Origin of the sequence: Streptomyces sp. I05A-00742, assembly GCF_013055795.1 — a bacterium.
Lineage (GTDB): Bacteria > Actinomycetota > Actinomycetes > Streptomycetales > Streptomycetaceae > Streptomyces.
Map to the genome: position 1 here is coordinate 23,307 of NZ_JABETO010000010.1, position 13,505 is coordinate 36,811.

The window sequence follows — 13,505 nt, forward strand, 5'->3', positions numbered from 1 at the left end:
CGGGGGAGGCGCCGCGCGTGCCCGTCCGTCCGTCGGTCGCCATGTGACCAGGTGAGTACGAAGGAGCGGATCGGATGTCGAACTTGTCCAAGCCGGACGTGCCGCGGTTCGCGGTCGACGTGTACCAGAACGAGTTCCTGCCCGAGGGCGGGCGCGAGGTCAACGCGATCGTCACCGTCACGTCCACCGGGGGCGGCACGGGCGGCGGCGTGTCCGGCGCTTCCGCGCCCGACACGGCAGTCGTGATCATGGTGGACTGTTCCGGCTCGATGGACTACCCGCCGACCAAGATGCGCAATGCCCGCGAGGCCACTGCGGCGGCGATCGACGTCCTGCGCGACGGCGTCTCCTTCGCCGTGGTGGCCGGCACCCACCAGGCCAAGGAGGTCTACCCCGGCGTCGGCCGGCTCGCGGTCGCCGATGCCACCACCCGCGCCCAGGCGAAGGAGGCGCTGCGCAAGCTGAGCCCCGGCGGCGGCACCGCCATCGGCACCTGGCTGCGCCTCGCCGACCGGCTGCTGGCCTCCTCCGACGCCTCCATACGCCACGGCATCCTGCTCACCGACGGCCGCAACGAGCACGAGGAGCCGGACGCCCTGCGGGCCTCCCTGGACGCCTGTGCCGGACGGTTCACCTGTGACGCACGGGGCGTGGGGACTGACTGGGAGGTCAAGGAGGTCACCGGCATAGCCTCGGCCCTGCTGGGGAGCGCCGACATCGTCGCCGATCCGGCGGGGCTCGCCTCGGACTTCACCGGGATGATGGAGAACGTGATGGGCAAGGAGCTCGCCGACGTCTCCCTCCGGCTGTGGACCCCGCAGGGCGCCGAGGTGCAGTTCGTCAAGCAGGTCGCCCCGGTGGTGCGGGAGCTGACGGACCGCAGGACCGAGGCCGGTCCCCGCGCCGGTGACTACCCCACCGGCTCCTGGGGCGACGAGTCCCGCGACTACCACGTATGCGTCCGGGTGCCCGACGCCGGCGTCGGCCGGGAGATGCTGGCCGCCCGCGCCTCGCTCGTCCGGCCCTCCCGCGACGGCTCGGCGCCGGAGACGCTCGCCCAGGGCCTGGTCCGGGCCCTGTGGACGGACGACCTCGCCGCCTCCACCACCATCAACCCGCAGGTCGCCCACTACACCGGCCAGGCCGAACTGGCCCAGGTCATCCAACAGGGCCTGGAGCTCCGCAAGTCGGGGGACCTGGACGGCGCCACGGCGAAGCTCGGCCGGGCCGTCCAGCTCGCCAACCGCTCGGGCAACGAGGACACCGCGAAGCTGCTGGCCAAGGTGGTGGACGTGGTGGACGCGGTCAACGGTACTGTGCGGCTGAAGGCCAAGGTCTCGGCCGAGGCGGAGAAGACGCTGGAAACACGCTCGACCAAGACGGTCCGGGTGAAGAAGTAGCACGCCGGCCGGACGAGCACCGCAAGGTCATGGGAACACCGGAAACGGCGCAAGAGGGGGAACGACCGACATGCCGACCTGCCCGAACGGTCACCAGTCGGTGGCCGACGACTGGTGCGAGGTGTGCGGCCACCGGATGTCCGGGGTCTCCGCGCCCACGGGTTCCGTTCCCCCGCCTCCACCGCCGCCGCCGGCCTATCCCGGTGCCACCGCCGAGGCCACCATGCAGGCGGAGCTGTGCCCGCAGTGCCGCACGCCCCGCGAGGCGCAGGCGCCCTTCTGCGAGGAGTGCGCGTACAACTTCCTGACGCGGGCCGCCTCCCCGTACGTGGCACCGCCGCAGCCCCAGGGGTTCCAGTCCGCCCCTCCCCCGCCGCCGCAGCCCGCCCCGCCGCACACCTTCGACTACCACGGCTCCCGCCCGTCCCGGATCAACCGCCCGGCGGAACCGCTCGTACCGCAACAGCACACCTCACCGGGGCTCGACGGCGACGGCGACTGGATGCTGCCCCCGCCCGCCGCCCCCGACAACCCCTACGCCTACGACCAGGGACCGCAGTCCGCCGCACCGGCGCCCCCCACCGGCTGGGTCGCGGTCATAGCGCCCGACCGCGACTATTTCCGGTCGATGATGAACCGCAGCGGCCCCGAGGCCGCCGGCCTCAACCTGCCCGCCTACTCACCCGAGCAGCAGTGCCGGCTCACCGGCCCCCAGGTCACCATCGGCCGCCGCCGCCACAGCACCGGCGAGTCCCCCGACATCGACCTCTCCCGCCCGCCGGAGGACCCCGGCGTCTCCCACCAGCACGCCGTACTGGTCGAGCAGCCCGACGGCAGCTGGGCCGTGGTCGACCAGGACTCCACCAACGGCACGACGATCAACGGTTCCGAGGACCCGATCCAGCCCTACGTCCCCGTCCCCCTCCACGACGGCGACCGGGTCCACGTCGGCGCCTGGACGACGATCACCGTCCGGCGGGGGTGAGCGGCGGGCCGGCGGCGGCCGGAAGGGAGTCCTACGCCGGGAGTCCTCGGCCGGTGCGTCTGCGACCATGGAAGGGTGAATGAGATTCGGCGCGGCACGCTTCCGGAGCAGTCCTTCTACGAGCAGGTCGGCGGCGAGGAGACCTTCCGGCGCCTGTCCCACCGCTTCTACGAGGGCGTGGCCGAGGACCCGCTGCTGCGCCCGATGTACCCCGAGGACGACCTCGGCCCCGCCGAGGACCGCATGGCCCTCTTCCTCATGCAGTACTGGGGCGGCCCCCGCACCTACAGCGAAAACCGCGGCCACCCCAGGCTCCGCATGCGCCACGCCCCCTTCACCGTCGACCGCGCCGCCCACGACGCGTGGCTGCGGCACATGCGGGACGCGGTGGACTCGCTGGGGCTGTCGCGGGAGCATGAGGAGGAGCTGTGGCGGTATCTGACGTATGCGGCGGCGTCGATGATCAACACGGCCGACTGAGCCCGTAGGGCACACCCAGCCCGTCCGGCGCTTGAGGACGCGCGCCGCAGGCGCGCTCGGGGGTGCGGGGGGCTTTCAGCCCGTCCGGCGTTTGAGGACAAGCGGCGAAGCCGCTTTCACGGGGTCCGGGGCAGAGCCCCGGGAAACGGTGAAAGGGCGGGTCCGGGGCACCCTCCACGTCACGCAGGCGTGACCGTGAGCCCCGAAACGCCCCCCGTCCGCACAGCAACGGACCCATACGGCGTCCGCAACCGCAACCACCCGCCAACGGCGAAGAGCGCCAAAGCCTCGGGAGCCCGGAAGCCCTCCGCGGCCACAGCGGCAGGCACCCGCACAACCCGCAAAAACCCAAGCGCCTGAGCCGCATGCACCGCCCGAAGCGGCAACCCCGTCCCCCCGAGCGTCCGCGACCAGATCTCCCGCCCGATACGATCCCGCTCGGCCCGATTCCGCCTCTGCTCGGGCAGCGCCTCATCACGCGCCCGGAACTCCCCGACCGCCGCCACCACGGCGCGGCGCACCTCGTCCACCGACGGCAACCCGGCAACCCGCTGCCACCCACCGCGCGGCGGGAGCACCCCGGCCCAGGGCGGCCCGGTGACAGCCTCGGGGACGGCGACATCGAGCCCGCCACCCCCGACAACGGCACCCGCGTCGAGCGCATCGGCAAGCTGCCCCGCCGACACCGTCACATCGAGGGCACCCTCATCCGCCAGCCGCGCCGTACGGATAACGAGCACCTCGAACGAGGGCGGACGCCCGAAGACACCGAGCACTCCCCCGGCCGCCTGGAGCCGGACCGCCGCCGCCCGGTCGTAATGGATCAGCCGGGCCAGGAAGGCGGCCAGGTCGGCCGCCTCCCGGGCATCGGCGAACCGCAGCCACCGCCCGTGCGGAGGCTGCGAGGAGGGGGCCGGGGAGGCCGTCATACGGCGACGGCCCCCTCGACGGCCTCCCCCTCGACGGCCTCGACGGCCTCGACGGCGTCGTCCCGGAACGCCGCCAGCAGCTCCCGCTCGGCGTCGGTGATGCGCCGAGGCCGGCCCGTCTCCCGGTCTATCGGTACGACGACCGTCGACGCCCGTGCGTAGACCCGCTCCTCGTCCTTGACCTCGTACGCCATGGTCAGCGAGGCACGGGAGATATGGGTCACCCAGCTCTCGATGACCACCGGCTCGGGCCGGTGGACGAGCGGCCGCAGGTAGTCGATCTCGTGGCGGGCCACGACGGACCCGTCCGAGAAGGAGTGGTCCCCCTTCCCGAACTCCGAACCGAAGAGGAAGTCGATCCGGGCCTCCTCCAGGTAGCGCAGGAAGACCGCGTTGTTGACATGGCCGAAGGCGTCCATGTCGGACCAGCGCAGCGGGCAGGAGTAGGTACGGCGCGCCACGGTCAGCCCCGGGTCAGCTTCTTGTAGGAAGCGCGGTGCGGACGCGCCGCGTCCGGGCCGAGCCGCTCGATCTTGTTCTTCTCGTACGACTCGAAGTTGCCCTCGAACCAGAACCACTTGGAGTCGCCCTCGTACGCCAGGATGTGCGTGGCGACGCGGTCGAGGAACCAGCGGTCGTGGGAGACGACCACGGCCGCGCCGGGGAAGTCCAGCAGCGCGTTCTCCAGCGAGGACAGGGTCTCGACGTCGAGGTCGTTGGTCGGCTCGTCGAGGAGCAGCAGGTTGCCGCCCTGCTTGAGGGTCAGCGCCAGGTTGAGGCGGTTGCGCTCACCACCGGAGAGCACACCGGCCGGCTTCTGCTGGTCCGGGCCCTTGAAGCCGAAGGCCGAGACGTAGGCGCGCGACGGCATCTCGACCTGGCCGACGTTGATGTAGTCCAGCTCGTCGGAGACGACGGCCCACAGCGTCTTCTTGGGGTCGATGTTGGCGCGGCTCTGGTCGACGTAGGAGATCTTGACGGTCTCGCCGACCTTGATGGAGCCGGAGTCCGGCTTCTCCAGGCCCTGGATCATCTTGAACAGGGTCGTCTTGCCGGCGCCGTTCGGGCCGATGACGCCGACGATGCCGTTGCGCGGCAGCGTGAAGGACAGGTCGTCGATGAGGACCTTGTCGCCGAACGCCTTGGAGAGGTTCTCGACCTCGACGACGACGGAGCCCAGGCGCGGGCCCGGCGGGATCTGGATCTCCTCGAAGTCCAGCTTCCGCATCTTGTCGGCCTCGGCGGCCATCTCCTCGTAGCGGGCCAGACGCGCCTTGGACTTGGCCTGCCGGCCCTTGGCGTTGGAGCGGACCCACTCCAGCTCTTCCTTGAGCCGCTTCTGCCGCTTGGCGTCCTTCTGGCCCTCGACCTTCAGACGGGCGGCCTTGTTCTCCAGGTAGGTGGAGTAGTTGCCCTCGTAGGGGTGGGCGCGGCCGCGGTCGAGCTCCAGGATCCACTCGGCGACGTTGTCGAGGAAGTACCGGTCGTGGGTGATCGCCACGACGGTGCCCGCGTACTTGGCGAGGTGCTGCTCCAGCCAGTTGACGGACTCGGCGTCGAGGTGGTTGGTGGGCTCGTCGAGGAGCAGCAGGTCGGGGGCCTCCAGCAGCAGCTTGCAGAGGGCCACGCGGCGCTTCTCACCACCGGAGAGGTTGACGACCGGCCAGTCGCCGGGGGGGCAGCCCAGGGCGTCCATGGCCTGCTCCAGCTGGGCGTCCAGGTCCCAGGCGTTGGCGTGGTCCAGCTCCTCCTGGAGCTTGCCCATCTCCTCCAGCAGGGCGTCCGAGTAGTCGGTCGCCATCAGCTCGGCGATCTCGTTGAACCGGTCGAGCTTGCCCTTGGTCTCGGCGACGCCGTCCTGCACGTTCTCCAGGACCGTCTTGGACTCGTCGAGCTCGGGCTCCTGCATCAGGATGCCGACGCTGTAGCCGGGCGACAGGAAGGCGTCACCGTTGGAGGGCTGCTCCAGACCGGCCATGATCTTGAGGACGGTGGACTTACCGGCGCCGTTCGGGCCGACCACACCGATCTTCGCACCGGGCAGGAAGCTCAGCGTCACGTCATCGAGGATGACCTTGTCGCCGTGCGCCTTGCGCGTCTTGCGCATGGTGTAGATGTACTCAGCCAAGAGAAACCGTCCGGCAGATCGTGAAGGGCCAATGTGCGGCTCCGCCGCGTGAGGGCAGACACACCCATCTTGCCGTACCGGCGGCCCCTGACGAAAACGCGAATGACGCGCGAACGGCCGGGTCGGCGCACGGCACCGGGCGGTCACTGGTCGCCGGGGCTCGCCGTCCTCCTCCGTCGCAGCAGCAACACCGTGGCGCCTCCGACCACGACCAGGGCGCCCGCGACGCCCAGGGCCGTCGGCGTGGCGTCGCCGCTGCCCGTCTCCGCCAGGTCATGGCGGGCGGCCGCTCCCGCGACCGCTCCCGTGGATCCACCGCCGCCGTCCGACCGCGCCGTGCCCCCGGAGCCGCCCGTGGAACCCTTGCCCGCCGGGCCCGAGGGGGACGGTGACGCGCCCACGACCGTCGTACTGCGCGTGTCCAGTCCCCCGACGGCGGCGGAATCACCGGTCCGGCAGTCCAGGACCCCGGACAGGGTCCTGGCGAACCCGTCCGGCCCCGTGACGTCGATCCGGTACGCCCGGTCCTCGGCCACCTTGACCAGGACCGTCTCCGAGCCGCCCGGCCGGACCGTGTGCGGCTCGCCCGCTATCCGGAAGGCGTACGGCTTGTCGCCCTTGTTGCCGAGGGTGACGTCGATACCCCCCTTGGCACAGTTCTTCCTGGCGGACACCGCCGGCGCGGCCCCCTTCTCCACCCACGCGGCGGCGACGCCCGCCGTGGCGGTGCTCCGGCTGGAGCCGGCCAGGATCATCGTCTGCGTGCGGACGCGGTCGCCGGTGAACGCGCGGCCGACCGGCACCTGGGTGTTGGCCGTCGCCGTGAGCCCCGCGGCCCCGGCCGGTGTCCCGGCGGGGACGTCGAAGAAGAGCTGCCCGCCGTTGGCCGTGGTGGTGACGGGCTTGCCCGCCTTGTCGACGATCCGTATGTTCCGGGCGGCGGCCTCGCCGGAGGGCGTGACGGTGACGCTGTCCGCGTTGGTGCGGACGGTGACGGGTCCCATCCTCCCGCCGGACCGGCCCGAGACCGCGAGCTGGTCGAGCGCGAGGGAGGCCTTGGGCTCCCCCAGGTCCTCGGCGTTCTTGTAGAGGTAGTCGGCGAGTTTCTCCGCCGCGGGGTTGTCGGCCTCGACGGCCGCGCCGTCCGAGTAGCGCCAGATGGCGACCTGGGTGCCGGCCGCGGCCAGACCGGGGTCGAGAGTGCCGGACCCGGACTTCTCGGCGAGCGCGGCGAGGTCGTCGACCTGCGGGTAGGAGTTCTGGAGGATCCACCGGATCTTTCCCGCGTTCCGGTTGTGCTGGAGCGAGGACTCGCTCCAGCCCACCTCCTTGTACTTCGCCCCGTTGACGGTGGCGGTGTCGGCGTCGACGCAGTAGGTCTGCACCGTCCCGCCGCCGTCGACCTTCATCTCGAACAGCCCGGCCGTGACGGGGGTGGACGTCCGCCCCTTCTTGACGTGCGCCCCGGACTTGGCGGGCATCTCGCCGCCGAGCACCGCGCTGACACCGCCCGCGTGCTGCGGCACCTCGTCCGGCGCGGTGGTTCCCGTGTCGGCCGCGGCGGCCGTCGCACCGGCCACGGCCAGGGCCCACGCGAGAACGGCCGCGGCGGAGCGTACGGCGCCCCGCCTCCTTGCAGAGCTCATGGATTTCCTTTCGGGCGCGCGCGAGCCGTCGCGGGGCATCACGCGCGGGGCATCACGCGACACGCCGGGCAATTCAGCAGGCACCAGACCCCGTTGGTACGTGTGGGGGATCTTATGGAGCGGGCGCGACACGAAGGTCACGCAGGCCTTTCGGGCGACCGATCCGAATCGGAATCGTTATCGGAAGCAGGCGTTCAGTCCGGGTTTATCGACAAATCACCCGGACAAATCCCGCGCTTCACGCACCGGTTGCCACCGACGAGCCATCAACGGTACCCATGGCGCTCCCCCCGGAAACCCCGACAGACTCCCCCCGGGTGCTGCCCTCGGCGACCCGTGCGACACCAGCGACCTCTGCGGCCCCGACCTCCGCGGCCCCGACTCCCGCGGTCCCGACCAGACCCCCCGGAACCGCACCTCCCACGACCGCGCTCATCCGCGCCGCCTCCACGTCGGCGACCGCCCTCCCCGCCGCGCCCGCCATGCGGACCGGCTCCACCGGCAGCGGCCGGACCGGCGACACCCTGCGGAACGCCGAGGTGCCCCGCGCGAGATCGTGCCCGATCGACACCGCGTCGATGTCCGCGGACGTCCACCGTTTCCCGTCCCGCTCCTGGGTGGTGATTCTCAATTTCCCCTGCACGATGAGCGGTTCGCCGACCGAGACCGAGGCGACCACATTGCCGGCGAGGGCCCGCCACGCCCACACCGAGTAGAAGCTCGTGTACGCGTCCGCCCATTCCTCCCGCCCCCGGTCCCAGCGGCGCACCGTCGCCGCGAGCCGGAAGCGCGAGACGGCGGCCCCGTTCGCCGCTTCCCGGAAGTCGGGCTGCGTCGCCACATTGCCCACGACCGTCACCAGCGTCTCGTTCATCGCGTTCCCTCCCCCGTTCCCGACGAGGCCGCACCGCGGCCCCGCACGGGCGGCGGCACCGCCCGTGACCTCATGGTGCCCGGGCCGAAGCGACGCCGGGGAAGCCTGTGGACAACGCATCGCCATCCGGAACAAAGGCGTCACCCACAGGAGTCCACGCGTGCCCCCGCGACCTCACGAGTCACCCCAGCGCCCGTCACGCCTCACCGGCGACGCGAAAAGTGACGCGAGAAAGTACGGGACCGCTCACCCTTCCCCGGCGGCCACCACGTACTGGGCCCGCACCTCCCGGTAGCGGAGCAGTTCGGCGGCCACGGGTTCCAGCACCCGTTCCCGCCCGCAGGCCGCAGCGGCGCTCCGCAGCCGGCGTTCCGTTTCGAGCCCGTACCCCCGCGCGGGCCCCCGGGCCGCCATCCGGCAGCCCCAGGACAGCAGCGGCGCGCCCGCCGCGCATCCCACCGTGAGCCCGCCGGGCACCCACCACGCGGCGTCCGACCCTCCGCAGAGCACCGCCATGAGCCACACCACGCCGAACAGTTGCAGCAGGACCAGCGTCACCTGGGCGGCCGTGGCCAGGGCCCACCAACGGGGCCGGACCAGCCGCGGCGCGCCGCCCCCGCGCGTCCGCCCGACGCCCGTACGCCGCCCGCCCGTACGCCGTCCACCGGTGCGCCACCCGCCCGTACGCCGGTCACCTGCCCTCTCCGGGCCCTCGCCCGAACCCGCCTCCCCGGCACCGTCGGGGGCGGGCGGACGCCGCCGGGCCCCCGTGCGCCAGCCGCCGGGGCGCGCGGACGGGAGCGACACCGCCGCGCCGGCCTCGTCCAGGGCCTCGGGCAGTCCGTCCGCGCCGGCGGTCGCCGCCTCGCGGACTGCCAGGGACCACGGTTCGGGCAGTCCGGCGGAGGCCTCGTGGACGAGCGTGCGCACGGCCTGCTCGACCAGGGGACGGGACGCCGTCCGCCGTTGGCGCGGCGCCACCTCCGTCACACCGAACGCACCGGTCCCGCCGGACTGTCGGTCGCGGGCCCGCCGGTGGTGGCGCCAGGCCCGGCCCCACACCGTTCCGCAGGCCCGTTCGGCGCCCCGCAGCCAGGTCCGCTCGGCGCGCAGCCCGGAGGCACGGGCGCCGACCGCCTCCGCCAGCCGGTCCTCGAAGTCCCGCCGCGTCCCGTCCGTCAGCCCCGGCCGCCCCTCCGCCACATAGACGGGGCGCAGGCGCGCCGAGGCACCGTCCACATCGGCGGTGAGCCGCAGTTCGGCCGCGCTCCGGCGGGTGACGAACTGGCCCAGCACCTCCCGCAGTTCCCCGACCCCCTCCCCGGTCAGCGCCGACAGGGCCAGCACCGCCGCCCCGGGCTCGCCGTGCTCGCCGAGCGCCAGCCCGTCCTCGTCCAGCAGCCGGCGGAGGTCGTCCAGGACCTGGTCCGCCGCGTCCCCGGAGAGCCGGTCGAGCTGGTTGAGGACGACGAAGGTGACCTCCGCGTAGCCCGCCAGCGGCCGCAGGTACCGCTCGTGCAGCACCGCGTCCGCGTACTTCTCCGGGTCCACCACCCAGATCACCGCGTCGACCAGCTCCAGCAGCCGGTCCACCTGCTCCCGGTGTCCGGGCGCCGCCGAGTCGTGGTCCGGCAGGTCGAGCAGGACGAGCCCGCCGAACGCCGGGTCGGACGGGCGCGGCGGCTGCCGGCGCGACCTGGCCGGGATCCCGAGCCGGTCCAGCAGCCCGTCCGCCCGGTCCGTCCAGGCGCAGGCGACGGGGGCCGCGGTCGTCGGCCTGCGCACGCCGGCCTCGGAGAGCTGGGCCCGGGCAAGGGCGTTGAAGAGAGTGGACTTGCCGCTTCCGGTCGACCCGGCGATCGCCACGACCGTCAGGTCGAGCGAGTGCCGCTGCCGGGCGGCCGCCTCCTCCAGCACCCGGCCGGCCTCGGCGAGCGTACGGCCGTCGAGCCTCGCCCGGGACAGCCCGACCAGCTCGCGCAGGGCGTCGAGCCGGGAGACCAGCGTGCCGCCCAGCGCGGTCGCGGCGCTCGGCGCGGGGCGCGCGGCGACGGCCGCACGCTCCCGTTGTCCCTGCTGCGCCCTGTCCTCCCCGGTCCGCTCCGGACGCGCGCGGCGCGCGATCAGTCCGTCGTCCCAGGAACGGTCCACGGTGTCGGAGGCGGGCGGCTTCCCCGGCCCGCGACGGCTGTCGGCGGAGTGCACCGCGGTCACCTTTCCTTCTGCAGCACGGACAGGGCGGCGATGAGTTCGACCTGCTGGTCCGGGGTCACATCGAGGGCTTCCAGGGGGGCGGTCCTGCGGTCCCGCTCCGTGTCCAGCACACGTTCCATGCACGTGCCGAGCATCGCGCCGCCGCGCTCGCGCAGCCGCAGCGCGCTCTGCGCGCCGAGCGTCTCGGCGAGGGCCTCCCCGGCGGAGTGCGCCCGGCGGCCGCCCAGCAGCGCCGCGGCCAGCAGCGCGGCCACCCGGTCCGCGTCGGCGACGGAACCGCGTTCGAGGCTGCGCACCTCCCGTACCTCCTCCTCCGCCAGCTCCTCCAGACAGCGCCGCCAGTAGCGCACGGCCACCCCGGTCCGGGCGACGACGCCCTCCGCGTCGCGCGGTGCCAGCGCCGCCCCCGCGGCCGGGTCACCGGCGCAGGCGGTGGCGATCTCCTCGTCGGCGGCGTCCACGGCGCAGGTCAGAAGGGCGACGAAGGCGTTGGTGAGCGCGGTGAGCAGCTCGTCCGACGTACTGTCCCGCGGGTGACCCCGCCAGTGCGTGAGCGCGTCGCCCGCCAGCGCCTCCCCCGCCGCCGCGTCGCGCCGCACCCGGTCCGCGGCCCGCGCGTAGGCGTCCTCGACCCGCTGGAGCAGCCGCACCGCGGCGGAGTGCTGCCCCGCCGCCGCCCCGGCGAGCCCCGGCAGCCGCGAGCCGAGCGAGGCCAGCACCCCGTTGGCCGTACGGGCCCGGGCCACCGTGCGCGAGGCGGGGTCCTGGGCCCGCTGGATGAGCCAGGCCCGCAGCCCCGCGACGGCCGTGACCGGCAACAGCCCGCTCCCGCCGGCCACCGACTCGGGCAGCTCCGGAATGGTGAACCGCGGCACGTCCCCCAGCCCCGCCGCCTCCAGCAGCGCCCCGAACTGCCGCGCCACCTCGCCCGTGACCTGGTGCGGCACCCGGTCCACCACGGTCACGAGGGTGACGTCGTACTCCTTGGCCGCGCGCAGCAGATGCCAGGGGACGGCGTCCGCGTACCGGGTGGCCGTCGTGACCAGCACCCAGACGTCCGCCGCACAGATCAGCTGCGCCGCCAGCTCCCGGTTGCGCGCCACGAGCGAATCGATGTCGGGGGCATCCAGCAGGGCGAGCCCCCGGGGCAGCGCCCGGTCCGTCTCGATCCGCAGCCCCGGCCGCTCGTCATCCTCGTCCCCCGTTGGGGTCACATCGAGGGGGACGTCCTCCAGCAGTCCGTCCCGCGCCGGCACCCGCACCCTCCGCAGCGCGGGCAGCACCCGCGGCCCGGCGAACCAGTGATGATCCTCCGGATGGCAGACAAGCACCGGCACATGCGTCGTCGGCCGCAACACCCCCGCCTCCGTCACCCGCCGCCCCACCAGCGAGTTCACCAGCGTGGACTTACCCGCCCCCGTCGACCCCCCGACCACGGCCAGCAGCGGCGCCTCAGGGGCGCACAACCGCGGCACCAGGTAGTCGTCCAGCTGCGCCAAGAGCTCGGCCCGGTTGCGACGTGCGCGCACCGCGCCGGGAAGGGGGAGCGGAAACCGTGCGGCGTCGACACGGTCACGCAGTGCGGACAGCGCGTCGAGCAGCCGGGGCCGTACGTCCAAGGTCGCCACATGTGCAGAATGCCCAATTCTGATGTGTTTTTGAAGCGTATAGCCCCTACCGCGTGAGGCGTGGCGAATGGGGCCCCGGCATAACGAGTACACAACACCCGCCGCACGAGGCGTCAAAAACGGTGCATGATTCGCACCCGCCTGCGATTATCAGGACCGCTTCACCGAACCTCCACATCGTGTCACGGAGGTGAAGCAACCGGGACGAGGTACGCGGAGCCCTATCCTTGTCCCCGGCAAGGTCACGGCACCACCGAGCCCGGGGCTTCAGCCGTCCGCGACACCGCCACATACCGGCCCCCGTAGCTCAGTGGATAGAGCAGGCGCCTTCTAAGCGCTTGGCCGCAGGTTCGAGTCCTGCCGGGGGCGCATCGCTAGACCCTCCCGTTGGGAGGGTCTTTTTGTTGGCGCTTCCCGACCGTCCCCCGCGTGCGCGGGGACCATGTGGTGTTGGCGACGGCCACGCCGTCCCAAGCAGGACCACCCCCGCGTGCGCGGGGACCACGCTCCCTGACCTGCGCCTCCTGGCGCCCGAAGCAACGGCGTTGCCCGCCCGCGCAGCCAACCACCGCCCGCACCGAGCCTACGCGTCGGTCAGCTCTCCCGGGTGGTGCCCGTGTCGATGAGGATTTGCTGGGCCTCGGTCGTGTTGTCGGCCTGTACGGCTCTGGCCATTGCGGTGCGGGCCGCGTCGGGGGGTGTGTCGGGTGGGACGACGAGGAGGGAGAAGTGGTCGTTGTCCCCGCGGGTGATGAGGACGGTGTCGTCGCTGACGGGGAAGGAGTCGAGGTGGACCACTCGGTCGTCGACGGTCAAGCGGGTGGGGAGCTCTTCCCAGGCGCCGGCGTCGAGGCCGACGCGGGTGATGGGGCCGAGGTGCTCGGTCAGGGCGGTGATGAGGCCGGGGAGCTCGGTGGCGATGTCGTGGGAGCGGGGCCACCAGGCGCCGTCGAGGATTCCTCCGCGCTCTGGGGTGGTCTCCAGCCGCAGGAGGGCCGTGCCGGGTTTGACGGCGTGGTGCATCGCGTCCGGCAGGAGCTTGGGGAGGCGGGGGGTGTCGGGATCGGCCATGGTGTGCTCGCCTGTCTCCGAGGGTTCGGCCCGAGGATTCGGCGCGTTCGTTCACCGTCCGGGCCGGCTGTGTCGGCAGTCTTCGCGGTAGCCCCCTCCACCGTACTCCGCGGGCCCGGCGGCGCACGGTTTCGGGGCGGCCGGCCGGAG

At 73.0% G+C, this 13,505-nt stretch carries 11 protein-coding genes and 1 tRNA gene; 4 read left to right on the forward strand and 8 right to left on the reverse strand.

The features are described from left to right. Positions 1-74 precede the first annotated feature (74 nt). From HN013_RS12290 to HN013_RS12300, 3 genes are all read left to right on the forward strand, one after another. Positions 75-1,400, forward strand: a complete 1,326-nt coding sequence (locus tag HN013_RS12290; protein WP_171166128.1) for a VWA domain-containing protein — start codon at positions 75-77, stop codon at positions 1,398-1,400. Between the two features lie 70 nt (positions 1,401-1,470). Then, positions 1,471-2,385, forward strand: a complete 915-nt coding sequence (locus HN013_RS12295) for an FHA domain-containing protein (RefSeq protein WP_171166129.1) — start codon at positions 1,471-1,473, stop codon at positions 2,383-2,385. 75 nt (positions 2,386-2,460) lie between these two features. Continuing rightward, entirely contained in the window at positions 2,461-2,865 is a 405-nt protein-coding gene (locus HN013_RS12300) for a globin (protein ID WP_171166130.1), read from the forward strand. Positions 2,866-3,044: 179 nt separating this feature from the next. On the opposite strand, the gene HN013_RS12305 is transcribed toward HN013_RS12300, so the two are convergent. The 7 genes from HN013_RS12305 to HN013_RS12335 all read right to left on the reverse strand — a co-directional run bounded on the left by HN013_RS12305 (position 3,045) and on the right by HN013_RS12335 (position 12,275). Next, the gene (locus tag HN013_RS12305; RefSeq protein ID WP_171166131.1) at positions 3,045-3,794 is read right to left on the reverse strand and encodes a hypothetical protein; all 750 of its coding nucleotides are present in this window, start codon (positions 3,792-3,794) and stop codon (positions 3,045-3,047) included. Then, positions 3,791-4,255: a thioesterase family protein gene (locus HN013_RS12310; RefSeq protein ID WP_171166132.1), complete on the reverse strand. Its 465-nt coding sequence runs from the start codon at positions 4,253-4,255 to the stop codon at positions 3,791-3,793. The genes HN013_RS12305 and HN013_RS12310 overlap by 4 nt, the downstream gene beginning before the upstream one ends. A 2-nt stretch (positions 4,256-4,257) precedes the next feature. Next, on the reverse strand, positions 4,258-5,922 hold the full coding sequence (gene ettA, locus HN013_RS12315) for an energy-dependent translational throttle protein EttA (protein WP_171166133.1): 1,665 nt from the start codon (positions 5,920-5,922) through the stop codon (positions 4,258-4,260). Positions 5,923-6,065: 143 nt separating this feature from the next. Further along, positions 6,066-7,568 (reverse strand): Cys-Gln thioester bond-forming surface protein, encoded by a 1,503-nt coding sequence (locus tag HN013_RS12320; protein WP_171166134.1) that lies wholly within the window; start codon positions 7,566-7,568, stop codon positions 6,066-6,068. Between the two features lie 238 nt (positions 7,569-7,806). Then, entirely contained in the window at positions 7,807-8,442 is a 636-nt protein-coding gene (locus tag HN013_RS12325; protein ID WP_171166135.1) for a single-stranded DNA-binding protein, read from the reverse strand. Between the two features lie 246 nt (positions 8,443-8,688). Next, positions 8,689-10,656 carry a GTPase gene (locus tag HN013_RS12330; RefSeq protein ID WP_171166136.1) on the reverse strand — a complete coding sequence of 656 codons (1,968 nt, stop codon included), beginning with the start codon at positions 10,654-10,656 and terminating at the stop codon, positions 8,689-8,691. Next, positions 10,653-12,275: a dynamin family protein gene (locus HN013_RS12335; RefSeq protein ID WP_171166273.1), complete on the reverse strand. Its 1,623-nt coding sequence runs from the start codon at positions 12,273-12,275 to the stop codon at positions 10,653-10,655. The genes HN013_RS12330 and HN013_RS12335 overlap by 4 nt, the downstream gene beginning before the upstream one ends. A 305-nt stretch (positions 12,276-12,580) precedes the next feature. Here HN013_RS12335 and HN013_RS12340 point away from each other — a divergent pair. Further along, positions 12,581-12,653, forward strand: a tRNA-Arg gene (locus HN013_RS12340). A gap of 225 nt (positions 12,654-12,878) precedes the next feature. On the opposite strand, the gene HN013_RS12345 is transcribed toward HN013_RS12340, so the two are convergent. Then, complete coding sequence (locus HN013_RS12345; protein WP_171166137.1) at positions 12,879-13,355, reverse strand: DUF5994 family protein; 477 nt, start codon at positions 13,353-13,355, stop codon at positions 12,879-12,881. Positions 13,356-13,505 lie beyond the last annotated feature (150 nt).

Bases quoted from the DNA above. Each gene is read 5' to 3' on its own strand.
- HN013_RS12295 (WP_171166129.1), top strand. From the start codon at position 1,471: ATGCCGACCTGCCCGAACGGTCACCAGTCGGTGGCCGACGACTGGTGC.
- HN013_RS12290 (WP_171166128.1), top strand. From the start codon at position 75: ATGTCGAACTTGTCCAAGCCGGACGTGCCGCGGTTCGCGGTCGACGTG.
- HN013_RS12325 (WP_171166135.1), bottom strand. From the start codon at position 8,442: ATGAACGAGACGCTGGTGACGGTCGTGGGCAATGTGGCGACGCAGCCC.
- HN013_RS12345 (WP_171166137.1), bottom strand. From the start codon at position 13,355: ATGGCCGATCCCGACACCCCCCGCCTCCCCAAGCTCCTGCCGGACGCG.
- HN013_RS12320 (WP_171166134.1), bottom strand. From the start codon at position 7,568: ATGAGCTCTGCAAGGAGGCGGGGCGCCGTACGCTCCGCCGCGGCCGTT.
- HN013_RS12305 (WP_171166131.1), bottom strand. From the start codon at position 3,794: ATGACGGCCTCCCCGGCCCCCTCCTCGCAGCCTCCGCACGGGCGGTGG.